The sequence below is a fragment of the Mesorhizobium muleiense genome (genome assembly GCF_900099905.1).
GTDB classification, from domain to species: domain Bacteria; phylum Pseudomonadota; class Alphaproteobacteria; order Rhizobiales; family Rhizobiaceae; genus Mesorhizobium; species Mesorhizobium muleiense.
Genome location: NZ_FNEE01000002.1, coordinates 1 through 23,675, shown reverse-complemented (window position 1 = coordinate 23,675; position 23,675 = coordinate 1). Strand labels below are relative to the sequence as shown.

Here is a 23,675-nt window from a genome sequence, read left to right as displayed (position 1 = left end):
TCGGTCCACGCAGGAAAACGCCGGGCGGACACAGGTCGGGTCTGCGGCACCCCGCTCCTCGCCCTGCGCTCGGCACAGTGAAGACCGCACCCCACAACGAAAGGATGTTCAGATGAAAATCTTGCTCGCAGGCCTGGCTATTATCGCGGCCTCGTTGGGCAACGCCCACGCGCAGTCCGGCAAACCTACCGTCGTCTTGGTTCATGGCGCCTTCGCCGACTCTTCGAGTTGGAACGGTGTCGTTGAGATTCTTGAGAAAGATGGCTTTCCCGTAGTGGCGGCAGCCAATCCGCTGCGAGGCGTCAGAAGTGACGGAGACTATGTCGCCGATGTGCTTTCCTCGATAGAAACGCCAGTCGTTCTGGTCGGCCATTCCTATGGCGGGTCGGTGATCAGCGATGCCGCCGATGGTCATTCTAACGTGAAGGCTCTGGTCTATGTCGCCGCATTTGCGCCGGAGGTGGGTGAAACCGCGGCGCAACTTGCACGAAAGTTTCCAGGCAGCACGCTGGGGCCGACACTCGCTCCTCCTGCCGAGCTGTCAGGCGGCGGAAAGGACCTCTACATCCAGCAGGACAAGTTCCACGATCAGTTTGCCGCCGATGCTTCCGAAGCGCAAGCCAGACTGATGGCCGCAACGCAGCGGCCGATCACTGAAGCCGCGCTCAACGAAGCCCAGGCCAAGGCTGCCTGGAAGAACATCCCAAGCTGGTTCATCTACGGCGACGCGGACAAGAACATCCCGCCGCGTGCATCTGCCTACATGGCTCAACGGGCTCACGCCCGCGAAACGATCGCGATCAAGGGCGCTTCGCACGTAGTGATGGTGTCGAACCCTGAACCCGTAGCACAGCTGATTGAGAATGCCGCCAGGGAGATGTCGCAATGAAAGCCGTCGTCATGAACCGAACCGGGGGACCGGATGCGCTCGAATTCGTCGAGCGCCCCGAAACTGCTCCCACGAGCGGACAAGTTCTGGTCGAGGTCGCCGCGGCGGGCGTGAACTTCATGGACATCGGCGTGCGCCAGGGCATGGCCTGGACGGAAACGCCCAATCCCAAGGTTCTGGGCGTGGAGGGTGCCGGGCGGGTACTCGCCGTGGGCGATGGAGTAGAGCATTTCCGGCCCGGACAACGGGTTGCTTGGGTGTACACGCCTGGAAGCTACACAGATCGGGCGATGGTACCGGCGGACGCGCTCGTGCCGATTCCGGACGGGATCGATGATCGTACGGCCGCTTCCGTGATGATGCAGGGGCTGACTGCCAGCCACTTCGCCACCGAGTTCTATCCCGTCCAGCCCGGCGACGTGGCGCTGGTCCATGCGGCGGCGGGCGGCGTCGGATTGCTGCTCACCCAGATCATAAAGCTGAGAGGCGGGCACGTGATCGGCCGCGTCTCGTCCGCAGACAAGATCGCCGTGGCAAGAGAGGCCGGAGCAGACCATGTGATCGTGGACACCGAGGGGCGATTCGCCGAGGAAGTCGTTCGCCTGTCCGGCGGTGAAGGCGTCCATGTCGTCTATGACGGTTCCGGCCCGAAGACCTTTCAGGGCTCGCTCGATTCGCTGCGCCGCTCCGGCACCTTCTGCTGGTACGGCCCGGTGCTGGGCGGTCCCGGACCGCTCGACATCATGAGCCTGCCGAAAAGCATCAAAATAGGCTACGCAAGGTTCTTCGATCATATCCACACGCCGGCACTGCTTCGCGCCCGCATCGGCCAACTCTTCGACTGGATCGTGAAGGGAGACTTGAAGATCCGGATCGGCCGCGTTTACCCGCTCGCCGAAGCAGCATGCGCACATGCCGATATGGAAAGCCGCGCCACGACGGGAAAGCTTCTGCTCATCCCCTGAGCCATCCGGCCTTCCTCACGATACGGTTCTCGGGGGGCGTCCCTCTAAGCGGGCAATCACCTCGCTGGGTGAGCCCGGCAGACTTGCCGGGCTCACGTGTGATAGCTATTGAGGAGTAGAAGCAAGAGATTCGGGTGTCGGGCCGCACCGAATCATGTTGTATTCCAGCTTCATTGTCTCATTGCTCGGAGGTTGTGGGATTCCCTGAAGTAGCTTGGTTCTCTGTTCCATACTGCCCAACAGCGCATTCCCGAGATCGAGCGCCCTCATTGCCTGGACACTGCTATAATATGTGATCAACCTCTTCGCCGAATCGCTCTCGCCTCTTTCGAACATTCCTTCGGCCGACTGCTCCACCCAAGCTTGATCGTCGATCATATGGTTCTCGAACGCGGTGAGCGTTCCGACTACCTCGTCGTAAAACTCATCTAGTCGGCTGCATGTGTAATACAGAAGGCGCTTGTAGAGGTAGAATGCGTACTCGGTGGCCTCTTGCTGCGCATATTCCGCTGTGAGGTAGTTGGAGGCTGCCCCCTTCGTCATATAGCGGTGCCAGCGGTATTCCGCGGGAATTTCGCCCACACCAATTCGCCAAGGAATGAACGGAGCTGTGACGGAACTGGTGGGCGCCACCCACAGAAGCTGCATTTCGTTGCGTACACCCTCCTTCAACTGCGCAACCTGACCGTAGCCAGCCGCGTCGTCTGAAATGACTGGATCGCGGACGGCATCCATGAACTCCCTGAGCGTGACTTTTGCCCCGAGGTTTTGAAGCTTCGACTCCATGTACTCCACCCCAGGTGAACGCATCGGGGCGGTTTGGTCACCATACACTTTATGAACATCAAATGGCTGGCCAGGCTCATACCATCCTTGCTCTGCCGCGAAGGAGATTAAGTTGGCCGAGCCCATGAAATCCTGATTGGTTTGATAATCCAGCGGGATTTCCCCAATATAGCCGGGATAGGACATTCTGACGTCATCCGGCCCCAGTCGTTCAGCAACCCACAAACCCTTCCCTCCGCTGAAGTTTATTACGACCCATCCTTCGTTCGCGTCTGCAATTAGGTGAGAATTGCCGCCGTAGTCGGAATAGCCGTATTGGTTGATCAGATCACCAATCACTTGCACCGCTTCACGCGCCGTCTTGGCACGCTCAAGGGCGATGCGTGCCAAATCACTATACTGAGGGCCCTTCTGAGGATTAGGCGTCATGGCAATCAGTTCTTTTCGCGAGGGCGACCAGATGTCTCGCACCGCGACGCCATACTCATTAAGTCCGCCATTCGTCAGTGGCGGCGGAAATCCTTCGTAATCCGAGTAGTCCATTGAAATAAACGCTGCCGTCTCCCCGACTTGAGGGATTTCCATCATCTCCCCAGGCATGACGGCTTCCTTGGTGACGCCGACAGAAATAGTCTCGCCTGGCGCGTGCTTCTTGCGAGGTTCTATTCTCAGCCAATGGCTAGAGACTTCCTCGCCAGTACCGCCCAAAAACACGCTTCCGTCAGCTGTACGGTTCTTCCCAACATAAAGGCCGTAACTTGCTTCGGATACTTGACAAAAAACGAAGGTTGCCGCCACTGCGCCTGCAAAAGCAGCTAAGTGTCGGTGAAGTATTGAGATCGACATTATTCCTCCGATAGACTGAGTAATCATCAGTCGCATCCAGCTTACTGCCTTAGGCGTGATCGCAGATACGACTGGTCGTCAGTCTGTGCGGGGGAGGCGCCAGGGCACAACGCAGCACGATTGGTTGACTTTGCGCTAGTTGCAGCCAAGATGCGCAAAATCAGCAATTTTGAGAGCCGATGGAAACCCAACTGGCGGCGAATCTGCGGCTACTTTGCTCGACACATCGATCCGTGTCGGAAGTCTGCCGTAGGCTTGGATTCAATCGGCAGCAGTTCGCCCGTTACCTTACTGGGGAAACGCAGCCTTCCCATCATAATCTCCGTCGCATTGCTTCTGCTTTCGGGGTGACTATTGATGAACTTTTGCGCCCTGCAAGCGATTTCGAGGCGTCGGTGCGCTCGAAAGGCCTCTCGACGCAAGTTGGTCTTGCCAAGATGATCGACCGTGCGTTTCCGGGGGACATTCAAAAACTCCGGCCGCTGCTCGGATACTACCACATGCACTTCCTCGTTCCGCACTCGTCCGGAACGATCACCAGGTCGCTGATCCATATTTACGAACGGGATGGTAAGGTCTGCTCCAAGACGATTGAGCGCTCAGGGCCAGATGAGATAGTCCAACGTCTTTCAAAATACGAAGGGCTTCTTAGCTATCTCGGAAACTGCATTTTTCTTCTCGAATTCGAGACGCTATCATGCGATTCGATTGTGGAGTCGATGCTTTTTCCTTCCTATCGGAGGAAGCTGGATGTCCTGACGGGCCTCACCTTCGGGGTGACATCACAGGTCTATCGTCAGCCCTTTGCGTCCCCGATAGCTTGGAAATATCTTGGCAATGTGGTCGACATAAAGGAACAGCTCCGGGCCTGCGCCAGGTTTCCAAAAGAAGATAGGCGCATCGACCCGCGCATTCGAAAGTACCTGGAATCTGCCGGCTCGACGGGAACACTGAGCTCAACTCCTTTCTGAAACATCTTAGTAGTTCCACAGCGATACGCCGCTGATGCAAGGCGGCCAGGTGACGTTGCCCAGTTTCTGAGTTCGTTTCCGGCGTTGGTTTTGCCCTGCTGGGCGGGTGAAGCGACGGGCGCTGGCGCCGAGCCGTTGGCGAAGAACAGCTCGAGCTACCGACTCAGACACGCCCGAGCCGATAGGTGAACGCTCTCAGCCGGATTTGCGACCGGCCGCCTCGCCGAAATATTCGAGAAGGATGTCGATCAGGACCCGCACCTTGCGGGAAGGGAAAGCCCCTGGCGGGCGTACGACGAACATGCCGAGCTCAGGGGTTGCATGTCCCTCCAGCAGCGGCACGAGACTGCCCGCTGCGATATGCGTTTCGGTTAGAAAGTCCGGCAGCGCGGCCACCCCCACACCCGCCAAAGCAGCGGCCAGCACGGCCTCTCCGTTATCGGCGGTAAAGCGCCCGCGCGGGCGCACTGTGACGGTTTTGTCGCCATCCAGGATTGGCCAGACCTCACCCTTCCTGGTCACGGCCTGATGACGCGTCAGGTCCGTCAAGGTCTGTGGCGTGCCGTGGGCTGCGATATAGCCAGGGCTGGCAACGAGTCGCGCCCGGAATGCGCGGATCCGCCGGGTGATAAGGCTAGAATCGCGAAGCATCCCGAGCCGTATGGCGCAATCGAACCCTTCACCGACGAGGTCGACGAAGCGATCGCTGTAGGACGTGTCGAGATGCAGCAAGGGGTGACGGCGCGCCAGCTCGGCAAATATCGGGGGCAGCCTTGTTATGCCGAATGACAGAGGCGCGGCGATGCGCAGCAAGCCACGCACCTCGCCTTCCGGCGAAAGTGTCTCCTGTGCGGCTTCCAATTCGGCGACGACGCGCATGGCGTGCTCGCGGAAGGCTGCGCCGGCTTCAGTTAGAGCCGAGCCGCGTGTGGTGCGGGAAAGCAGTTGGGCGCCAAGCGTTTCTTCCAGCCGGGTCAGACGCCGGCTGACGATCGACTTGGACAGCCCCAACCGGCGCGCCGCGGGGGCGACGCCACCCGCATCCGCCACCTCCACGAAGGTCCGCAAATCTTCCAGATCCATGGCGTTCCTATTTTAGCAACTCAGAAACCGGCTTGTTGCGCCTAGTAGGGCGAATTTTGGAACGCTAACATCTCTCTCGGCTGACTACCATCCGTTCGGAGGCCCTGGAAGCCGCCACCGTTGAAATCGAAAAGCTGGCCGCATGACGCGGTCCTGATCAAGAAGGAAGACAATCGAATGAGCGCGAATTCACTCACGACAGCGGCCGTTCCGGCCGGAAAGGTCAAAGTCGCTTCCTGGGTCCTGCGCGGTCTCGCCGCTGCCGCATTCCTGGCGGCCGGCGGCGCGAAGCTTGCGGGCGTGCCGATGATGGTCGGCATTTACGAGCAGATCGGCATTGGTCAGTGGTTCCGGATCGTCACCGGCGTCGTGGAAGTCGCCGGCGCCATCGGCCTGCTTTTTCCGGCGACCGCAGGACTGGGCGGGCTTCTGCTCGCCGTCACCATGGCATGCGGCGTGATGACCCATCTCTTCGTCATCGGCGGCAGCGCGGTTCCGGCCCTTGTGCTGATGGTCATCACCGGCACGGTCGCCTGGCTGCATCGGGCCGGCATTGCCGGCGTGCTGAACAGCTTGAAACAAATCTGAAAACAGGAGCAATACCGATGGCACATCCTGCTTTAAAAAACGCGTGGCCGATACCAAGACGCATCGTGCAACGGACGCGCGGCCACGGCCAAGGGTTCATCACCCGGCTGATGAGCCCTGCCGACCTCGGACAGGCCCTGAAGCCATTCGTCTTTCTCGATATCTTCGATGCGGACCGGGCAATGCTTCAGGCCGTGGAGAGAAGCGGCGGGATGCCGATCCATCCCCACTCCGGCGTCGCCACGGTGACAGTCATCACCCAGGGTCACGCGCGCTATGATGATCCGGCCATCGGTGCCGGCGAGATCGCCTATGGCGGCGTCGAATGGATGCGCGCCGGCGGCGGCGTCTGGCACGGCAAGGAGATGACGGCGGGAGACGTCTCGCGCATGCAGGGTTTTCAGCTCTGGCTGGCGCTGCCGCCCGAACTGGAAAACGGGCCCGCCGAAAGCCGCTATATCGATGCCGGCGACATGCCCTATGCCTGGCCTGCCCATATCATCGTTGGCAAGTACGGAGACGTCCGGAGCCCCGTGCCGGCGCCGGATGGCATCAACTATCTGCTGGTGACCATGCGGCCCGGTGAAAGCTGGAGCTATGCGCCACCGGCCGGCCACAGCGTCGGCTGGCTGGCGCTCGCCAAAGGAATGCTCGATGCAGGCTCGACGGTCAGCGCGGGCGAGATGGCGATCTTCGAGAATGGCGAGGCGCCGATTTCCCTGGAAGCAACAGGTAGCGAAGACGCCGTCTTCGTCCTCGGTTCGGCGGTGCCGCACCCGCATCCGCTCCATCTCGGTCATTATTCCGTCCACACTTCTGCCGAAGCGCTTGCGGCGGGCGAACGCCGCATTGCCGAGCTGGGCCAAAAACTGAAAGAGGCAGGCGACCGGCAAACGGCATCAGGGTCGGTTCCGGTGTTTCGATGACGGGAATGGTCGGCAAAATCCGGGAATGGGAGCATGGCAAAATATTCTGAAACTTGCCGGGCTTTCGGCACGATAGTGCCGATCTGAGGCTGGATTGGCATCCATTCGGGCAGGCCGGCTTGTATGGTGATGGCCACCAGACTCGCCGGCCTGCCTTTTTCTTTTGGCAGCTGGAGGACTGTAACGCGCGGGATCTGAAAGGCGGGAGCATGAACTTCTACGACGTGGATTCTCCGACTTCCCCGGAAGCGTTTTGGCAGGAGGTGCGGGCGGCTTATCCGCGGCAGGAGCCACTCCTGAACCTGAACAATGCCGCAGTCAGCCCACCGCCACTGGAGGTCGAGCAAGCGGTCGTCGACGCCTACCGGCTGATCAGCCGCAATCCCGACGTCAATATGTGGAGCAAGCTCGACGCCGCGCTGCCGGACATCAAGGCGCAACTTGCGCAGCTGATCGACTGCGCGCCTAGCGAAATCGCGCTCAATCGCAACTCGTCAGAAGGTCTGTCGACGGCGATTTTCGGCATTCCGCTTCAGCCGGGCGATGAGGTGCTGATTTCGCCCTGGGATTACCCCAGCGCACGCGCCGGCTGGTTTCAACGCCGGGAACGCGAGGGTGTCCAGCCGGTCGTCTGTCAATTCGGCCTCCTCGACGACGACGAGGCGATCATCGAAGCCTATTCGCGCGCGATCACGCCGCGCACGCGGGTCATGCTGCTTACCCATATGTATCATTGGAACGGCCGTCTCCTGCCGGTCGAGCGCCTGTGCGCGCTGGCGCGCGCGCATGACATCATTACCGTGGTCGACGGCGCACAAACCTTCGCCCAGATGCCGGTCAGCTTCCGCAATCTCGGCTGCGACATCTTCATTACGAGCCTGCACAAATGGCTCGGCGCTCCGGTAGGCAACGGCATGCTGGTCGTCAGGGAAGGCCTGATCGACGACACCTGGCCGCTGCTTGCGCCCTTCGATCTGCCGCCGCTCAGGATCGACAAGTTCGATCACTGGAGCCTTGGCACCTATAATTCGGCCATCCAGGCGGGCATCATGCCGGCGATCCGCCTGCATCGCCGGATCGGCGTCGAGAGGATCCAGCTGCGCCTCAGCGAACTCACACGGTACTGGATCGGGCGCGCACGCGACATTCCGGGCTTTCGCCTGCATACGCCGCTTGATGCCGGGTCCCTTGATGCCGAGCCAGTTGATGCCGGACCCTTGGGCGCCGTGGCGCTCTTTTCCATCGACGGAGTCGATTCGCGGCTGCTCGAGCGCGTGCTGCATGAGCAGCACCGGGTCCATGTCAAATATCGCCGGGTCGAGGATATCGCCGGGATGCGCGTTTCCCCGCACATCTACATGCACAAGGACGAACTCGATGTGTTTGTCGATGCGCTGCAAGCGGCCATCAGCGGAGCGCGCGCATCGTGCTGACGCCGCGCATCGGCACGTACCGTCTATCCGCGCGCCGGCACCTGGGAACCAGGACCTGGCCACCTGGTCGCAGGCATGCGGTCTAGCCTGCGACCTTGATGAGCGCCCGCTCGATGGCTGCAAGAAAAAGATCGACATGCTCGGCCTGACAAACGAGCGGCGGGCGCACTTTGAGCGAATCCTCGTTGGCCCCTGTTGTGCTGACAAGGACGCCGTCGTCGCGCAGTGCGTTCACCACATCCAGCGCCATTGCCCGCCGGCTTGCCGCCGGGGCACCCTCACGCCCGATGTCGATGCCAAAGAACAGACCGGCGTTTCGGATAGCGCGCACTCCATATGGCTGATGCGCGATTTTCTCCAGCCCGGCTCGGAGGCGCTGGCTCATGGCAAGCGCTTTCTGGGGGATCTGGTCGCGCTGCAGGATCGCCAGCACGGCGTCGGCGGTCGCTATGCCAACCGTATTTCCGGCGAACGTGTTGGAGTAGCGAGCGGTTGCGCCAAATTGCTCCATCGGTGCTTTGCGACCAACGACCGCGCCAATTGGAAATCCGTTGCCCATCGGCTTGCCGAGGGTAGCGAGATCGGGAACGATCCCGTGCCGTTCAAAGCCCCACATATGAGCGCCGGTTCGCCCAAAACCCGGCTGAACCTCGTCGGCGATGACGAGACCACCTGCCTCTCGCACCGCCGCAACTCCACCGGCAATGAAGCCAGGAGGATCGACCCATACGCCGTCGCTTGAAAAAATACTGTCGATGAGCAGGGCCGCAACGCCGATGCCACGACGGTTCAGATCTACGATGGCCGCGCGTACTTGCGCCTCGAAAAAGTCCGCAGCTTGTGATTCCGGCACACCCGCCGGCCCCGGCAGGGAGACCATGCGCACGAATGGGCTGAGCTTGACGGCGTCGCCCAGGTTCGGGGAAACCGCGGCGACAGCCGCGCTGGTGCCGTGATAGGCGTAGGTCGAGACGATCACGCCTTCATTGCCGCTCGCAAATCGCGCGATACGCAGGGCCAGATCGTTGGATTCACTCCCCGTGCAGGTAAAAACCACCCGGTCGAGCTCGCTTGGGAAAGTGTCGACCAGTCGCTCGGCATAGTCGATAAGTTTTGGCTCGAGATAGCGCGTGTTGGCGCTTATCCGGCCCGCCTGTTCAGCCATTGCGGCGTTTACTTCTGGGTGGCAATGGCCGAGCGACGGCACGTTGTTGTAGAAATCAAGATAGGCACGCCCGTCAGGGTCGTAGAGCCACATGCCTTCGCCGCGAACGAAGTGCACGGGCCGGCGGTACTGAAGCCGATAGGAGGCCCCAAGTACTTCGTCACGGCGAGCAATGAGGTCGGACTCGCGCCTCGGAAGGTCGGATTCGCCGGGCCTGTAGCGATTAGGCATGAGATCTGTGGACATGTGCTGCTGCCTCTCTGAAAGACCACCTTGATCAATTCGCGGTTCGTCTTTTGGCTGGCGTGCCGGTCGAGCGAACCGAAATGCGTTACGGCTGAAACGACGACATTGCCGCCAGGACGGCTGCCTCGCCCGATGCGACACCAAGAGGCGCCAGGATGGAAAGTCCGTGCTCGGCACGCGAGACATTCTTTTTGATGTATTGGGCATCGGCCGGAAAAAGGTGGGACCGCCAGTAGTTGACCAGGATCAACGCGCTTTGTCGCGCCCGCATCAGTCCGACGAGCAATTTTGCTTCCAGTGCCGAAAGTGCAATGACAGAGGCATAGCCGGCAATAAGATGCTCGGCTCCACCCAAAGGAAGTGTCGAATCCCCTACGACGTGACTTGCTGCGATCGCCAGGTCCTGGATCCTGGGGCTCCAGCAGCCGTCGCCGAAATCGATGAAACCCATTCCCTGGCCAGTCACCATCATGTTGAACGGGCTGGGATCATTATGCGTTACCTGCCACGCCACGTCAGAGATTTGTGGCTCAACGAACTCCGCATACTCCGCCATCGCGACGCGTACGCTCTCGGCAATGCTTGGGGATGGCAGGTATTGCTCCAGTTCGATCAACCTCGACCAGCAACCGATGTGCCAAAGAACGGGACGGTGAGCCGCGGGCACACTGACCAGCTCAAGAGCCAGGTCCAGCCGGGCGAGAGCGCTGCCGGTTCGAAAAAGCAGGTCGGGAGTTGGCGTCGCCTGGTGCAGCGGAATGCCCTCGATCCGGGTCTGCAAGTACCCGCATGTCCCCTCTTGCTCGAACATCCCCTCTTGCTCGAACATCCCCTCTTGCTCGAACATCAAGGCGCCGCTGGTCGTGCGGAGCACTTCGGGTGCGACGAAGCCGGTGAACCCTTGCAATCCGGCCATGGCGGCGGTTTGAAAACGAAAGCTGTCGACCGCCTCTGCTGTTGCCGACGTCTTCAGGATCAACCGGCGGCCGTCCAGCAGGTTGACGTCAACGGTGCGCTCAACCTCGGAGGACAATGTCGCGATCGATCCGGTCAATCCGTAGTGGCGCTTCAGCAGTGCCGCCGACATGTCCGGTTCGGAAGCGCCCGGCCGCATCGCCAGGCTTGCGGCGGCAGCGCGAAAATAAGCTTCGGTTGAAGCTGCCGCGTAAGCCAGATGGTCGCGTCCTGCCGTCATGGAGCCATTGAGCTGACCAGCTTCTTCATCGGGGACCAGATCACCATAAGCACCCAATTCGAAAGATCCTCGCCTGTTGGGGAACCGTTGTCCTTCATGCTTCGACAGATGGAGCGCTCCAGCGATGACGCCCTGCAGTTCCATTTCTCGCGATGTTGAGACGCCGCCGCTGGCCGCCCCTCGAAAATTGGCGCACTGCTCTGCGGGGCTCCGGCCTCCTCGCCCCTCAGAGTCCGAAAACGCCGGGCAACTGCGTCACATCGCGGATTTCGGTGTATTCGTAAAAGGGATTGGCCGGCTCGTGGCCGCGGTTGACCCAGACCTTGCTCTTGATCCCCAGATCATAGGCGGACATCAGGTCGTGGCGGAAAGACGAGGACACATGCGTGATGTCCTCCGGGCCGCAGCCCAGCATGTCGAACATGTATTCGAACGCCTTGAAGTGCGGCTTGTAGGCACCCGCCTCTTCAGCGGTCAAGACGGCATGAAACGGCGCACCGAGCTTTGCCACGTTCGACGGAATCTGGGCCACCATGGAGTTCGTCAGGGTGACCAACGGAATTTCCTTGGCCAGCTTGGCCAATCCCTCGGGAACGTCCGGATGCGGCCCCCAGGTCGGGATGCGGTTGTAGATCGTTTCGGCGTCTTCGACACGGAATGCGACGCTGTTGCGGCGGCAGGTACGCTCCAGTGCGTTGTGAACGACATCTGCATAAGGCTTCCAGTCCTGCAGCACCTCATCGAGGCGGTAGCCCTGGAAGTTCCTGATGAATTCATCCATGCGCGGCCCATCCAGAAGATGACCGAACAGATCCCTGGCGGCGTCCGCCATTTGGAAATTGATGAGCGTGCCGTGGCAATCAAACGTCACGTATTTCGGCCGGAAGCGATCCATGTCCTTGGTTCCTGTCAATCTGCCCTATCAGCCGAGCATAATCGCAGGCGTTTGGCAGAATGTGCCGCAATGCATGGTCATTCAGCACAAGGCCCTCCGGTCGACCGCCAAACCAGCACGCCCTTTCGCAGCGCTGTCTCTTTCGCCCCGCCTGAGCCGATACGGGCGCAAAGGCGACCTTATTTTCTTGGTCTAGCTGTTCTCAAGCACCTGCCGCTTGAACGATCTCTCGGACTCCGCGGTCAGCCAATCGCGCAATGCGGAGAGGCCGGTTGAAACAATGACCGACTTCGGATGGATCAGGCCGTAGTCCGTCCCGTCGCGATCAAAGCCGAGTGGTGCTTCCAATCGCCCATTCGCGACGTCATCCGCTGCAATCGCCTGGGGGGCAAGAGCAACGCCAAGACCGCCCAGGGCCGCTTCTGCCATCAGGAAATGATGATCCAGCAATCGGGTCGTTCGAGGACGCGGCGCGTCCAGGTGCGCGTCGAGCCACGCTTCCCAAGCATCCGGTCGCGTCCGTGATCCGAGCGCCACATAGTCGCCACTCTCGAACCCCTTGCGCAGGGATGGCAGCATGACCGGACCAACCCGTTCCGGCATCAGCCTGATGATGGTCCATTCCGGGTCGACCAGAAAATCGAGTCGGCGGATCGCAAGCGTCACCCGGTCACGCGCGAAGTCGAGCCCTCCGCCGCCGGTCGACAGATGCACCTCGACATCCGGGTATCGATCCTGAAACCCAGACAAGCGAGGGATCAGCCAGCGCATCGCCAGCGAGCGCTCGCAGGACAAGATGATCGGAATGGGCGTCGAGCTGGATCTGATCTCTGCCAAGGCATCAGTGATTAAATGGAACGCCTTGCCGGTCGCCTCCGCCAGCTTCGCGCCATCGGAGGTCAGACGCACCCCGCGCCCGTCCGCTTCGAGCAAGCGCAAGCCAAGATCGGCGGAGAGTTTGGAGACGCGACGGCTGACTGCACCATGCGTCAGAGCGAGTTCGGCCGCCGCAGCACGCACAGACCCCAGACGCGCCACTGTTTGGAAGGCACGCAGATCGTCGAGTGAAGGTAGGTCAGATCGTTTCATTGGTGATTTCATATCACCATAAATCGTCAGATCATATCGATATTCGGTTCTCACCGTTCTGCTATTCTCACCAACATGAAGCAGACCACATCTCTCCTCGTCGGGATAGTCGCCGACGATCTGACCAGTGCTACCGACGGCGCGGCGGCCTTTCTCGCGAGAGGCTATGCACCTGTGATCAAGCGACAGGTCGACGGCGCGGAGAATGGAGCTATCACTTCTATCGATACCAACAGCCGCGCCTCCGACATCTGGCAGGCGACAAGGGCTATCGCCGACGCCGTGTCGGCCCTCTCGCATGCCCGCCTTCTGTTCAAAACGATCGACTCGACCCTGCGCGGCCATATCCGCGTGGAAGTCGCCGCCGCCTTTCGCGCCAGCGGCCGGAGCAGGCTTGTCATCGCTCCAGCCTTTCCCGAAGCGGGGCGGCTCACCGTCGGCGGAATCCAGACGGTGAACGGCATTCCCGTGAGCCAGAGCGTCTACGGCCGAGATCCAGTCCATCCCGCAGGCACATCGCACATTGCCGATCTGGTCGACCCGTCCCTGGGGATACCGATCATTCTCGCAGCAAACAGTTCCGGCGATGCGGCGACGAAAGGGTCCATTCTGATCCTCGACGCCGACAGCCGGGACATATTGAACCGGCAGGTCGCCAGCATCCCCGATCCTGAGACTGTTCTTTGGGTGGGCTCTCCTGGTCTCGCCATCGCGCTGGCATCGCTGGTCCCTGCCGTACCGGATGGACGCCCGGCAACCGGCCAAGCCGCCGGGCGGGTGGTGATCGTCGCAGGGAGCACCAATCCGGTGACGCGCGCCCAATGCGAGACCTTGCAGGTACAAGGCGTTCCCGTCGTCAGCGACCTGGCCGACGCTCCCGGCGACGCCCGTGTGATTTGTCTTCGGGCACCGCTGCAACGGCAGGAGAATGCCAGCGCGGTGATGACGAACCTCGCCGGACAAGCAGCCGCGGCGGTCGCCCGGCGCGACTATGACGCGGTGATCGCCACCGGCGGCGAGACGATGGCCGCGATCCTCGACCGCCTTGGCATCAACGGGTTCCTCCTCACCCGCGAGCTGGAGCCCGGCTTTCCGGTCGGCCGCGCCGAACGGGCGGATGGAACGCCGCTCACCATCGCCATGAAGGCGGGAGGCTTCGGCTCACCCTCGGCATTCCTTGATGCCGCCCGCGACCTGCTGGCAAACCGCTTTCACGAAAGGCTCTGACCGATGACCGCCCATGACGCTCCTCTCGCCGTGACCATGGGTGATCCCTCCGGCATCGGCCCCGAGATCACCGCAAAAATGTATCTCCGTCGACCGGACAAGCGACACTGGATCGTCGTCGGTGATCCGCTGGTGATGACCCACGCCCTTTGCGCACTTAATTCTGATGTGCGGATCCGGCCGATCGCCTCCGTCGATGAGACCGTGCTCGATGACGGAACCCTCAACGTGCTTTGCTCCTCGCAGCTTTCCGCCCTGCCACCGGTCAGCCAGGTTTCGGCCGTCAGTGGACGCGCGGCGTTCGACGCCATCGTTGTCGCGATCGGACTGGCGCGGGACGGTTGGGTGGGCGGCATCGTAACGGCGCCGATTCACAAGGAAGCACTCGCAGCAGCCGGTCTGCACTATCCCGGCCACACCGAAATCCTGGCCGATCATGGCGGGGCTCCCAAGGTCGCCATGATGCTGGCGAACGAGGACATTCGCACGGTCCTCGTCACCATCCATTGTTCGCTGTCCGAGGCGATCCGCAAAGGCGATTTCGCGGCGCAGATGGATGCCATCCGGTTGGCCGATGCCGGTGCGAAGGCGCTCGGCATCTCCCATCCGCGCGTCGCCGTCGCCGGCCTCAATCCGCATGCCGGCGAAGGCGGTCTCTTCGGCGAGGAGGAAATCCGCATCATCCGGCCGGCGATCGAGGCGGCCCGTGCCGAAGGTATCGACGCCTCCGGCCCATGGCCAGGCGACACCGTGTTCATGCAGGCCCGCAAGGGCCGGTTCGACATCGTGGTCGCCCAGTATCACGACCAGGGTCTCATCCCGGTCAAATATATGGGCCTCGACCATGGCGTGAACGTCACGCTGGGCCTGCCTTTCGTGCGCACCAGCCCCGATCACGGCACCGCCTTCGACATCGCGGGGTCTGGCGTTGCCGACCCCTCCAGCCTGGAGACCGCCTTCGACTACGCCCTTAGGCTGAAGGCCTCCCTCCCCTAACCAGAAAGCCGTCACCCCATGACCCAATTCGACTTCATCTTCATGCTGACACGCAACGACCGCACGGTGCCCGACGCCGCCGTCCACGCCGAAACGGCGCTCGGAGCCGGAATCCGCCACATCGGCTTCAAGGACATCGGCCTGCCGCTCGACGCGCTCGCCGCCCTCGCCCGCCAGATCCGCGAGGGCGGAGCCAGTACCTATCTCGAAGTCGTATCGCTCGACCGCGACAGCGAGATCCGTTCGGTCAAGGCGGCGATCGACCTCGGCGTCGACTTTCTCCTCGGTGGCACCCATGCCGAAGACGTGCTGCCGCTGCTGGAAGGGACGCCCATCCGCTACTATCCGTTTCCGGGTCGCATCGTCGGGCACCCGAGCATTCTGGAAGGATCGCAGGCCGAGATCGTCGAAAGCGCGGTCGCGCTCGCCAGCCATCCCGGTGTCGCCGGTCTCGACCTTCTCGCCTACCGTTCGGCAGGCAATGTGCCGTCTCTGATCGACGCTGTGTGCCGGGCCGTGCCCAAGCCCGTTATCGTCGCGGGATCGGTGGACCGGCCGGATCAGATCAACACCATTCGCAGCAGTGGCGCAGCGGGATTTACCGTCGGCACCTCCGCGCTGGACGGCCGGTTCCCGGCGGAGAGCCCCGCACTGGAATTCCAGCTGCGGGCGATTTCCGCTTGCCTCGAAGGACATCAAGAGAGCGTGGGAGGTTAGTCCTGGTCAAAATAATCACAAATTGAACTCATCACGGCGGCGCTTCGAACGATCGAGGAGGCTCCAGGCCAGAGTTCTCCACTAAATTCGATCGTACAGACAGCAAGACAAACGAATCATGAGCCCAAGCTCCCGCCACGACGGACTTTTCTATGCTTTTGGGTTCAGCGGGCATGGCTTTCAAACCGGGACCAGGCGTTGGCGACATGATGGCGGATGGTCGCTACCGGCGAGACATCGATCGCAATCGAGCACTACTCCGTCCGGCGCTTTCTGACTTAGCCGAAAGAACAAGCACCGAAAAGTTCGGCCATACGGTCCGACAGCTTGTCTGCGCGTGGCGTGGTCTCGCCCGCAACTGGCGATGGATCTCGCTTCTTGAGACGACATCCACGCTGGTTGCCGCCTGGGAACTCGGCGACAGGCGCAGCAAGCCGTGCAGTCTTCACTTTAACTGGTTGACGATCCGCCCGGTCTGCAGGCATGGACGGCGCCACCTGCGCCCTCTGCGCCCGGCAAAAATGTCGCCTAGAAATAGCCGAGGATGGATTTGACCTCGAGATACTCCAACATGCCTTCGATGCCATATTCGCGTCCGTTTCCGGACTGCTTGAAACCGCCAAACGGGGCGTGCGGATCCCAGGCTGGGTAGTTGAGATGAACCTGACCGGCGCGAATCCGCGAGGCGACGTCCCTGACGGCGCCCACATCCTCGCCCTGCACATGGGCGCCCAGGCCGTAGACCGTATCGTTGGCGATAGTGACGGCCTCTTCGACCGTGTCGTAGGGGATGATGCACAGAACTGGCCCAAAAACCTCTTCCTGGGCAATGCGCATGCCTGTGCGCACGTCGGAAAAGATGGTCGGCTTCACATAGAACCCGACGCTCAGATCGTCGGCGCGACCCGACCCGCCGGTGAGGAGCCTGGCGCCCTCCGAAATGCCGATGCCGATCATGGTTTGGATGCGGTCGAACTGGGAACGGTTGGCGATTGCACCGTGAGTGGTGGCTTCCGAAAGCGGATCGCCGACGATGATCTGGGCTGCGGCCCTCCTGGCGATTGCCTCGATCTCGGACAGCCGCACGCGCGGCACGATCATACGCGTCGGCGCGCTGCATGACTGGCCGAGATTGCGGAAGGCGGCGGCGACGCCCAGCGAAACGGCACGATCGAGATCGGCGTCGGGCAGAATCACATTCGGCGACTTGCCGCCGAGCTCCTGTCCGACGCGCTTGACCGTCGGCGCCGCGGCCTGGGCCACCGCGATGCCGGCACGGGTGGAGCCGGTAATGGAGATCATGTCGACATCCCTATGGGAGGCGAGACCCATGCCCACGCCTGGGCCGTCACCATTGACGAGGTTGAAGACACCGGCAGGGAAGCCGGCTTCCTCAATCGCCTCGGCGAACAGCAGGGCGTCCAAAGGAGAGAGTTCGCTTGGCTTGAGCACGACCGTGCACCCTGCGGCGAGCGCCGGCGCAACCTTGGCGGTGATCTGGTAGAGTGGCCAGTTCCAGGGCGTGATCAGGGCGCAGACACCGATCGGTTCGTGGGTGACGGCGGTGTGGCCGCGCTGCTCGACGAAGGGGAAGGTTTTCAGGACATCGCGAGCGACTTGCACATGGGCGATCGCGAGCGGCACCTGCGCGGTGCGCGCATATCCGATCGCCGCGCCCATTTCGAGGCTCAAGCATTGCGCAAGCAGTTCATTGCGCGCTTCGAGCAGCGCCTGCAGGCGATCAAGCAGACCCGCGCGGTATTCCGGCCTGGTACGGCTCCAGGTGGCGAACGCCCGGCGGGCCGCTGCAACGGCCGCGTCCACATCCCAGCTGTTTCCGAGCGGAAACCGGGCCACGACCTCTTCGGTGGCGGGGTTCACCACGATGCCTTCGGCGGTGCCCTTCGGCTCGACCCATTGACCGTCGATGAAGAACTTGTCCAGGCGTCCGTTGCGGGACAGGTGTTCGAGGGGCGAGTTCATGTGACAAGGTCCTTCACGCGGTAATAGGCGCCGAGGATCGGCAGGAACCAGGGACGCCCAAAATATCCAGGGATCGCCGGCCAGTCGAAATCCTTCCAGGGGTTCAGGTCGGGACGCCCGTCCATGACATCGGCCATGATGCTGCCCATCAGCGTCGACATATGGGTGCCGTGGCCGCTATAGCCCATCGAGTAGTAAATTCCGTTGCGCTCTCCGGCGCGCGGCAGCCGGTCGCGGGTCATGTCGACCATGCCGCCCCAGCAGTAATCGATGCGGATGTCGGCCAGTTCCGGATAGACCTCGACCATCGCCGCTTTCAGGATCCGGCCGCTCTTCTCGTCGGACTGCGGGTTGGATACTGCAAACCGGGCCCGCCCGCCGAACAGCATGCGATTGTCCGGCGTCAGCCGCCAGTAGACGACGAGATTGCGCGTGTCGACGACGTTGCGTCGGGTCGGCATGAGGCGCTCGAGTTGCGAAGGCGATAGCGGTTCCGTCACGACCAGGAAGGCGCCGACCGGCACGATGCGGCGGCGGATCCATCCGAGCGGACCGACCTGGGAAATGCCGCTCGCCAGCAGGACCTGACGCGCGACGATCTTGCCTCGCGGGGTCTCGACCTCATGCCCGTCGGCGACCTTGCGCAGAGCCATGACAGGGGCGTTTTCATAGACCTCTGCGCCGCGCCGCGCCGCCGCGGTCGCCAGACCCCGGACGAAACGGCCGACATGCATGCTGGCGCTCTTGGGAAAGAGCAGCCCGCCATAATAGCGGTTGGTGCCGACTTCGTCTCGCAGGTCGGCGCGCGCGATCATCCTCGTTCCGGGATCGACATTGGCCGCCAAGAGTTCCTGACTGCGTGCCAGCACGTCGTAGTGCTCGGGCTTGGCGGCAAGCTTGAGCTTGCCGACCCGGGAGAAGCTGCAGTCGATCGTTTCTTCCTGCACCAACCGCTCGACCATATCGACGCCGGAGTCGAAAGCCTTGTAGAGGGCGTTTGCGGCCGGCTTGCCGTGCTTGCCGGCCATGATTGCATAGTTCTGGGCAAAACCGTTGTTGCACATCCCGCCATTGCGGCCGGAAGCGGCGTTGCCGATCGTTTCGGCCTCCAACAGTGCAACCCGGGCGCCCTTTTTGGCGAGGGCCAACGCGGCGGAGGATCCGGTCAGGCCGCCGCCCACAATCGCTACATCGTAGTGGCCTTCGAGCGGTTTGGACGCGCCCTCGTTGAACGGCTGAGACGTATCCAGCCAATAAGATGTAAACTTCATGATTGCACCACCAGTGCGTCAGTTTGCACGGGCGCCATGCAAAGCGTTGCGATTGCAGCCCCTACCATCCGCGGATCCGCTCCCAACGGGCTTCGATCCGGGGACTGTCCCCGTTGACGACGCTGTAGAAGTGGTGCTGGGCGGCCATCGCGCAGGCATGGTTGGGCAGAATCCGGACCCGAGCCCCGAGCGGCAAATCGGGCATGGACTTTCCAGAACCGGCACGAATGGCGAGGATACCGTGTTCCTGGCTGGCCTGCGCCACGATCACATCTTCAAGCACCCGCCCCTTTTCATCGCAGACGACACCGTAACCCTGGTCGACCTGCTGGTTTGCGGTTCCGCGGTCGCGCGAAAGCGCCATCCAGCCCGCGTCGACCAGCACCCATCCTTTTTCCGGCTTGGACCCGATCACCGTGGCCAACACGGAAATCGCGATATCGTCGAGACGGCAGACCCCTACCCCGTGCTGGACGAGATCGAAGAACATGTAGACCCCGGCGCGCAGCTCCGTGACGCCTTCGAGGTTCTCGGCGAAGTGCGCCGTCGGCGTCGAGCCGAGGCTGACGATCGGGCAGGGATGGCCGTGAGCGCGCAAAGTTTCGGCGGCGCCCACGGTGGCCGAACGCTCGTCCTCGGCTGCCTTGACCAGCGCATCGGGCGTGCTCAAGCCATAGGACTCGCCGGCATGGGCGAGAACGCCGACCAAGTTGGCGCCGGCTGCGACGATCCTGTCGGCCACATCGAGCAGCTTGGGATCGTCCGGCTTCAATCCGCCGCGATGGTCGTCGCAGTCCAGTTCGATGAAGACCGACGGCGTCACGCCGGTGGCTTCGCGTACACCGGCCAGGGCGTCGGCCTGCTCCACGCAATCGAGCAGCAGCTTCACATCAGCGCCGGTGCGGCGACAAAGCTCCATAGCCCGGACGGCCGAAGCCGGCGACATGCCGACTGCATAGGTGATGTCTCGAAAGCCGTGGCCGGCGAAATACTCCGCCTCGGCGATGGTCGAGACCGTGATCGGGCCGGGTTCGCCGGGGAACACATGTCGGGCCACGTCGATGCTTTTGGCCGTCTTCATATGCGGGCGCAGCACCACGCCAAGCTCTCCGGCATGCTCGGCCAGACGCTGGATGTTGCGCTCGATCCGCCCCCGGTCCAGAAGCAGCGACGGGGTGATGAGGGCATCGATCGTTTGTGCCGCCTCACGGATATCTACATTCGTATCCATCGCTACCCTACCTCATTCCTTAACCGAACGACTGATTTGCCAAGGCATACATGCGGGCCGTCCCGTCTGAGACGGGCCGTAGCCCCTTGACCATCGCAATCACATCACCGACACGCGCGAGGCCCAGGCTCTCCAGCCAGTCGCCCAATCCGTGTTCGGCATAGACGTCGATGCGCACGAATTGGCCGTGAAGCGTCGCAAGCTGGGCCAGGATCAGAAGCCGCGCGTCCTGGGCGCTTTCTGCTGCAACAGGGCCGACGACATAGCCGCGGCCGAACCGCCTGGCGATGGCGTAGCCTGCAATCCGCCCCGCGCGTTCGATGACCGAAACATTGCCCGCGTCAGCGAGGCCAGCCACCATCGACGGCCGGGGCATGCCTGTGGCCCGTTCGTCGAAGGCCTGGATTGCCGCGAGGTCAGAGACCGTCGCCTGACGGATGTCGTCGCGCGCACTCTGCGTCACGGCAACGGTCAGCGGGCCCTGGTGCTGAACCACCGTACCCCAGGCAGTGAACCCGCGTCGCTTGTAGAGTGCGAGCCCCTCTTCCGTCGAATTGAGCAGCACGCTGCGCCCGTCCGTGGCCTGAAGCAACCCGTCAAAAAGCCGGGAGCCGTTGCCGCCGCCTTGCGCGGAGCCGGTTACTATGATCATCCCGGCAGTGGCATAGGCCTGTCCGTAATTCCAGGACATGGCAGTGCCGATCACCTGTCCTGCCCGCTCGAGGACCAGGCCATTGCCGACCGTCACGGCAAATTCCCAGTCCTCCTGGCGATAAGGCCAGCCCATCTCCTGCGACAGCTTCAGCGCGCCCGGCACATGGCGGGTCTCGATTTTCATCAGCTCGGTCGGGACGCTGACGCTATCCCTGTCATGATCAACGGCCATAGGTGCAACGCTGTCGCTTAATCCAAAGTCACATTTGTAGTCGGACCTTAGAGTGGCGTCCGGCAGGCAGATTTCGCTGCTGTTATGCCCCTTCAATTCAGCGGGATCATTCGTTTTGAGCCGTCCGTCGGCATGCCATATGGCGCAAATCGGGCGAGGAACGCGGCAAGACCACTCGGGCGTCGTCAGGCGAGGTGCAATGCAGACCTCAGCGGCATCTTTCGGTCGCAGCCTGCCACTCGCCTGACCAACCTCAATGCAATTTGAGACGCGGACGGACAACCCGGTTGACATGGCCGACCAGGATAAGAGCCAGGCCCTTGATCCAGCCATGTATGGCCACCAGGTGCATGCGGTACAAAGACACGTAGATCATCCTGGCGAGCCGCCCTTCGATCGCCATCCGCCCTCCGACGAGATTTCCCATCAAGCTGCCGACGGTGGAAAACCGGCTCAACGACACGAGCGAGCCCTTGTCCCGATAGACAAATGCTTCCGGCGTTTCTCCGGCAATCAAGTGAAGAATGTTGCGATAAGCGGTCGATGCCATCTGATGGGCGGCCTGAGCGCGTGGCGGCACCGGGCCGCCTGCCCCTTCCGGCTTGAAAAAGCAGCAATCGCCGATAGCGAAGATGCGCTCGTCCCGGCTCGTTTGGAGGGTGGGAAGGACGACAAGTTGCCTGCTGCGCGCCACCTCAAGTCCGTCGAGCTCTCCCAGAATATTTGCCCCCTGCACTCCTGCAGCCCAGACGCAAATATTGGCGTGTATCTGCTCCCCGGTAGCACACCGCAGTCCCTGTTCCGTTGCTTCGGATACAGCCGTGTTTGCGAGCACCCGGACGCCGAGGGCCTCAAGTTCCTGATGCGCGGCCTTTGCCAAAGCTTCTGGGAGAGCCGGAAGAATCCGCGGCCCGGCCTCTATCAAAGTGACCCTCAGCCGGGTCTCGTCGAAGACTTCCAGGCCATAATGTCTGAGCGATGATGCAGCATTGTAGAGTTCAGCAGCGAGTTCGACGCCTGTCGCGCCGCCACCGACGATAGCTATATCAACAAAGGCGTCGTCGGTTGAATCAGCTGACATTGTCCTGGAAACTCGAAGACAATGATTCAACAACTTCAATCGAAAGCGATCCGCTTGGTGACGGTCTTCGAGGAAAAGGCAATGATCCTTGACTCCGGGAGTGCCGAAGTCGTTTGAAACCGACCCGATTGCGATAACGAGGTAGTCGTATCGGAGCCGATGTCGACCGACCAGTTCCGACCCGTCATCGTCGAATATCGGCGCCACTGTGACCTGCCGCGCGGTGCGATCGATGGCCTCCAGCGACCCGTAGAAGAAGCGGTAGCCCCAACGGTGCCCGTGGCCGCGGTAGCCCACTTCGTCAAGATTTGCGTCGAGTGATCCGGCCGCAACCTCATGGAGGAGCGGCTTCCAGACATGGGTGTGGTTCCGCTCGACAAGAATGATATCGAAATCCTTGCGGCCGAGACGTGCTCCGAGCCGGCGCACGAGTCCAAGACCTCCAGCCCCACCGCCAACGACGACAATTTGGGTCTTCATTCGTGCTTGCCCGGTCCGTAGCGGAATGCTTCTCGACATGACCAACCGCCTGTCAACGGCTGGTGCGCCGGATGGCAATCAAGTCCTGGATTCGATAGCCCTGAATGATAAAGAAGCGTCATCATCGCCCTCACGAAATCCGAAAATCGCCCTGCCGCTGGGCGTTCATGTCCACAGATGACGAGCCTGGAGTCTAGCCCCAAGCGCCGCCGCCCTCACCAATCCATGACAACCTTGCCGGAATTGCCGCTCTTCATCGCCTCGAACCCGGTCTGGAAGTCGTCCACGCCGATGCGGTGCGTGATCAGGCCACTGACATCGAGCGGACCCTGCACCAGCGCGATCATCTTGTACCAGGTCTCGAACATCTCGCGGCCATAGATGCCCTTGAGATGCAGCATCTTGAAGATGACCTTGTTCCAGTCGATCTCGAAGCCGGTCGGCGCGATGCCCAGAATGGCGATCTTGCCGCCATTGTTCATGGCGTCGATCATGTCGCGGAAGGCGGGTGCCGCACCCGACATTTCGAGGCCGACGTCAAAACCTTCGGTCATGCCGAGCGCCGGCATGACATCGCGCAGCTTTTCCTTCGACGCGTCGACGACATGCTGGACGCCGAGTTTTTTCGCCAGCGCCAGCCGCACCGGGTTGATGTCGGTGATGACCACCTTTCGCGCGCCGACGCACTGCGCCACCAGCGCAGCCATGATGCCGATCGGCCCGGCG

General features: G+C 61.8%; 22 protein-coding genes. 10 read left to right on the top strand and 12 right to left on the bottom strand.

The annotated features are described in order from the left end of the window. The first annotated feature begins 112 nt into the window (after positions 1-112). Both BLT09_RS03980 and BLT09_RS03975 read left to right on the top strand, forming a co-directional pair. Positions 113-889 (top strand): alpha/beta fold hydrolase, encoded by a 777-nt coding sequence (locus tag BLT09_RS03980; RefSeq protein ID WP_091590931.1) that lies wholly within the window; start codon positions 113-115, stop codon positions 887-889. Then, positions 886-1,854, top strand: a complete 969-nt coding sequence (locus tag BLT09_RS03975) for a quinone oxidoreductase family protein (protein WP_091590929.1) — start codon at positions 886-888, stop codon at positions 1,852-1,854. Before BLT09_RS03980 ends, BLT09_RS03975 begins: the two co-directional genes overlap by 4 nt. Before the next feature lie 105 nt (positions 1,855-1,959). On the opposite strand, the gene BLT09_RS03970 is transcribed toward BLT09_RS03975, so the two are convergent. Continuing rightward, positions 1,960-3,513 carry a C69 family dipeptidase gene (locus BLT09_RS03970; RefSeq protein ID WP_208602474.1) on the bottom strand — a complete coding sequence of 518 codons (1,554 nt, stop codon included), beginning with the start codon at positions 3,511-3,513 and terminating at the stop codon, positions 1,960-1,962. A 152-nt stretch (positions 3,514-3,665) separates the two neighbouring features. Here BLT09_RS03970 and BLT09_RS03965 point away from each other — a divergent pair, with 152 nt between their 5' ends. After that, positions 3,666-4,457, top strand: a complete 792-nt coding sequence (locus BLT09_RS03965) for a helix-turn-helix domain-containing protein (RefSeq protein WP_091590927.1) — start codon at positions 3,666-3,668, stop codon at positions 4,455-4,457. A gap of 195 nt (positions 4,458-4,652) precedes the next feature. Here the strand turns inward: BLT09_RS03965 and BLT09_RS03960 are convergent, their stop codons facing one another. Continuing rightward, a complete protein-coding gene (locus tag BLT09_RS03960) occupies positions 4,653-5,540 on the bottom strand; it encodes a LysR family transcriptional regulator (RefSeq protein WP_091590926.1) in 888 nt (295 codons plus the stop codon). Between the two features lie 177 nt (positions 5,541-5,717). On the opposite strand from BLT09_RS03960, the gene BLT09_RS03955 reads away from it, so the two are divergent. From BLT09_RS03955 to BLT09_RS03945, 3 genes are all read left to right on the top strand, one after another. After that, complete coding sequence (locus BLT09_RS03955) at positions 5,718-6,128, top strand: DoxX family protein (RefSeq protein WP_091591725.1); 411 nt, start codon at positions 5,718-5,720, stop codon at positions 6,126-6,128. Positions 6,129-6,145: 17 nt separating this feature from the next. Then, complete coding sequence (locus tag BLT09_RS03950; RefSeq protein WP_091590924.1) at positions 6,146-7,054, top strand: pirin family protein; 909 nt, start codon at positions 6,146-6,148, stop codon at positions 7,052-7,054. A 209-nt stretch (positions 7,055-7,263) separates the two neighbouring features. Continuing rightward, the gene (locus BLT09_RS03945; RefSeq protein WP_091591724.1) at positions 7,264-8,487 is read left to right on the top strand and encodes an aminotransferase class V-fold PLP-dependent enzyme; all 1,224 of its coding nucleotides are present in this window, start codon (positions 7,264-7,266) and stop codon (positions 8,485-8,487) included. An 82-nt stretch (positions 8,488-8,569) separates the two neighbouring features. On the opposite strand, the gene BLT09_RS03940 is transcribed toward BLT09_RS03945, so the two are convergent. From BLT09_RS03940 to BLT09_RS03920, 4 genes are all read right to left on the bottom strand, one after another. Further along, positions 8,570-9,898: an aspartate aminotransferase family protein gene (locus tag BLT09_RS03940; protein WP_091590922.1), complete on the bottom strand. Its 1,329-nt coding sequence runs from the start codon at positions 9,896-9,898 to the stop codon at positions 8,570-8,572. An 85-nt stretch (positions 9,899-9,983) separates the two neighbouring features. Next, positions 9,984-11,237 (bottom strand): phosphotransferase enzyme family protein, encoded by a 1,254-nt coding sequence (locus tag BLT09_RS03935; RefSeq protein ID WP_208602473.1) that lies wholly within the window; start codon positions 11,235-11,237, stop codon positions 9,984-9,986. Positions 11,238-11,319: 82 nt separating this feature from the next. Next, positions 11,320-11,988: a haloacid dehalogenase type II gene (locus BLT09_RS03930; protein ID WP_091590921.1), complete on the bottom strand. Its 669-nt coding sequence runs from the start codon at positions 11,986-11,988 to the stop codon at positions 11,320-11,322. A 192-nt stretch (positions 11,989-12,180) separates the two neighbouring features. Next, entirely contained in the window at positions 12,181-13,131 is a 951-nt protein-coding gene (locus tag BLT09_RS03920; protein WP_236473416.1) for a LysR substrate-binding domain-containing protein, read from the bottom strand. A gap of 21 nt (positions 13,132-13,152) precedes the next feature. Here BLT09_RS03920 and BLT09_RS03915 point away from each other — a divergent pair, with 21 nt between their 5' ends. The 3 genes from BLT09_RS03915 to BLT09_RS03905 are packed head-to-tail and all read left to right on the top strand — an operon-like array spanning position 13,153 to position 16,017. Further along, positions 13,153-14,304, top strand: coding sequence for a four-carbon acid sugar kinase family protein (locus BLT09_RS03915; protein WP_091590916.1), 1,152 nt, complete (start codon positions 13,153-13,155; stop codon positions 14,302-14,304). Positions 14,305-14,307: 3 nt separating this feature from the next. Then, positions 14,308-15,300: a 4-hydroxythreonine-4-phosphate dehydrogenase PdxA gene (pdxA, locus tag BLT09_RS03910; RefSeq protein WP_091590915.1), complete on the top strand. Its 993-nt coding sequence runs from the start codon at positions 14,308-14,310 to the stop codon at positions 15,298-15,300. Between the two features lie 18 nt (positions 15,301-15,318). Next, positions 15,319-16,017 carry a beta/alpha barrel domain-containing protein gene (locus BLT09_RS03905; RefSeq protein ID WP_091590913.1) on the top strand — a complete coding sequence of 233 codons (699 nt, stop codon included), beginning with the start codon at positions 15,319-15,321 and terminating at the stop codon, positions 16,015-16,017. Positions 16,018-16,545: 528 nt separating this feature from the next. Here BLT09_RS03905 and BLT09_RS03900 read toward each other — a convergent pair. The 5 genes from BLT09_RS03900 to BLT09_RS03880 form a co-directional block, all read right to left on the bottom strand. Next, complete coding sequence (locus BLT09_RS03900; protein ID WP_091590911.1) at positions 16,546-18,000, bottom strand: aldehyde dehydrogenase family protein; 1,455 nt, start codon at positions 17,998-18,000, stop codon at positions 16,546-16,548. After that, entirely contained in the window at positions 17,997-19,271 is a 1,275-nt protein-coding gene (locus tag BLT09_RS03895; protein ID WP_091590909.1) for an NAD(P)/FAD-dependent oxidoreductase, read from the bottom strand. The genes BLT09_RS03900 and BLT09_RS03895 overlap by 4 nt, the downstream gene beginning before the upstream one ends. 61 nt (positions 19,272-19,332) lie before the next feature. After that, complete coding sequence (locus BLT09_RS03890; RefSeq protein WP_091590908.1) at positions 19,333-20,502, bottom strand: alanine racemase; 1,170 nt, start codon at positions 20,500-20,502, stop codon at positions 19,333-19,335. 19 nt (positions 20,503-20,521) lie between these two features. Then, the gene (locus BLT09_RS03885; protein WP_091590906.1) at positions 20,522-21,388 is read right to left on the bottom strand and encodes a GNAT family N-acetyltransferase; all 867 of its coding nucleotides are present in this window, start codon (positions 21,386-21,388) and stop codon (positions 20,522-20,524) included. Between the two features lie 253 nt (positions 21,389-21,641). Continuing rightward, the gene (locus BLT09_RS03880) at positions 21,642-22,949 is read right to left on the bottom strand and encodes an NAD(P)/FAD-dependent oxidoreductase (protein WP_091590903.1); all 1,308 of its coding nucleotides are present in this window, start codon (positions 22,947-22,949) and stop codon (positions 21,642-21,644) included. 37 nt (positions 22,950-22,986) lie between these two features. Between BLT09_RS03880 and BLT09_RS34190 the strand changes: the two genes are divergently transcribed. Continuing rightward, positions 22,987-23,130, top strand: a complete 144-nt coding sequence (locus BLT09_RS34190) for a hypothetical protein (RefSeq protein ID WP_167366331.1) — start codon at positions 22,987-22,989, stop codon at positions 23,128-23,130. A gap of 34 nt (positions 23,131-23,164) precedes the next feature. On the opposite strand, the gene BLT09_RS03875 is transcribed toward BLT09_RS34190, so the two are convergent. Further along, positions 23,165-23,675 (bottom strand): zinc-binding dehydrogenase (locus BLT09_RS03875; RefSeq protein ID WP_139172488.1); only part of this gene is annotated, 511 nt, incomplete at its 5' end.